The 1,865-nt window shown below is 52.3% G+C and carries 1 protein-coding gene and 1 pseudogene; both read left to right on the top strand.

All coding sequences use genetic code 11. From position 1 onward, the window contains the following. A partial coding sequence (locus ACRC27_RS13170; RefSeq protein ID WP_438640082.1) for a chorismate-binding protein occupies window positions 1–431 on the top strand: 431 nt, incomplete at its 5' end. Beyond that, window positions 425–1,865, top strand: a pseudogene (gene trpD, locus ACRC27_RS13165) (anthranilate phosphoribosyltransferase); the annotation flags it as partial. The gene ACRC27_RS13170 and the pseudogene trpD, both read left to right, overlap by 7 nt.

Here is a 1,865-nt window from a genome sequence, read left to right as displayed (position 1 = left end):
GTTACGTGGCCGATCTGCTGCACGTTGACCGCTATTCCCACGTCATGCACTTGGTTTCGCGGGTTATCGGGACATTACGCTACGATCTTGATGCGCTGCACGCTTATCAGGCCAGTATGAATATGGGCACGCTTACCGGTGCACCAAAAATACGTGCCATGCAGCTAATTTATGAAACTGAGCAGCGAAAACGCGGCAGTTATGGCGGCGCAGTGGGCTATATGACCGGACACGGTGATCTCGATACCTGTATCGTGATTCGATCAGCCTATGTTGAAAACCAGATAGCCCATGTGCAGGCCGGAGCTGGCGTGGTGTACGACTCTATACCGCAAGCAGAAGCTGATGAAACCCGCACTAAAGCGCAGGCCGTATTATCAGCCATTATTCGTGCCCATAATTTTCAGATCACGGAGTCAGCAGCATGCTAACAGAATCGGCACCCGTATCTACCCCTATCAATAGCCAGCCGATCAATATCGTACTGCTGGATAATTTTGACTCTTTTACCTACAACTTGGTTGACCAATTTCGGATGCTCGGTTGCCATGTCACCGTCTACCGCAACAGTGTCGGTGTTGCACAAATTACGGCAGCATTAGCTGCACTTGAGAACCCGATTGTGGTGCTCTCACCCGGCCCTGGCGAACCGGCAAAAGCCGGTTGTATGCCAGCATTGATTGCCGAACTCAAAGGGCGTATTCCGATGATTGGGATCTGTCTGGGGCATCAGGCACTGATTGAGGCTTACGGTGGCAATGTTGGTCGTGCCGGTGAAATTGTGCACGGTAAAGCATCGGCCATCACCCATGATGGCTGCGGCATGTTTGCCGGTTTAGCCCAACCGTTGCCGGTAGCCCGTTACCACTCTTTGGCTGGCTCGATCATTCCTGCCGAGTTGGTGGTAAATGCTCAATATAACGGGATCCCGATGGCGATTCGCCAGGATACTGATCGGGTTTGCGGCTTTCAATTTCATCCTGAATCTATTCTGACCACGCAAGGGGCGATATTACTGGCGAACACATTACGCTGGGTTATGCAGCCATTTATTCTATCCTGCCATGATCACGCTGAAGCGGAATACACCGAGTAAATACTGTCAGCCTGAAAATGATAACAGGCAAAAAGATCAAGACGTTAACGGACAAGCACAACGCGAAAAGGATATCCAGATGCATACCACGATCAGCGCCATTATTGATACTCTGTTTCGGCAAGAAGCGCTCTCGCGCGAGCAGAGTCATACCCTGTTTGACGCTATTATTCGGGGTGAAATAGAGGCTGTGCCACTGGCCGCCATCTTGATCGCGCTGAAAATCAAAGGTGAAACGCCGCAAGAGATTGCCGGTGCAGCCTCGGCTCTGCTGCACAATGCCCAACCGTTCCCCCGCCCAGACTATCCGTTTGCCGATATTGTGGGTACGGGCGGTGATGGTGCGAGCACCATTAATATCTCGACGGCCAGCGCATTTGTTGCCGCCTGTTGCGGCATTAATGTTGCCAAACACGGTAACCGCAGTGTATCGAGCTTAACCGGATCATCTGATTTACTTGCGGCTCTCAATATCAATATCAACATGTCAGCACAAGATTCACGCGCTGCACTTGATGAGCTTGGGGTCTGCTTCCTATTTGCCCCGCAATACCACAGCGGTGTTCGCCATGCCATGCCCGTTCGCCAGCAACTCAAAACCCGCACCCTTTTTAATGTGCTCGGCCCGCTGATAAACCCTGCCCGTCCTGCCGTACAGCTGATGGGAGTTTACTCCCCAACCCTGTTACTGCCGATTGCACACACGTGGCAAGAGCTTGGTTTTCAGCGCGCAGCAGTGGTGTATGGCGCAGGGTTGGATGAGGTGGCT

This window comes from Plesiomonas sp. (genome assembly GCF_051650925.1).
GTDB lineage: Bacteria > Pseudomonadota > Gammaproteobacteria > Enterobacterales > CAMTGL01 > Plesiomonas.
This window is presented reverse-complemented; position numbering and strand designations above follow the sequence as displayed.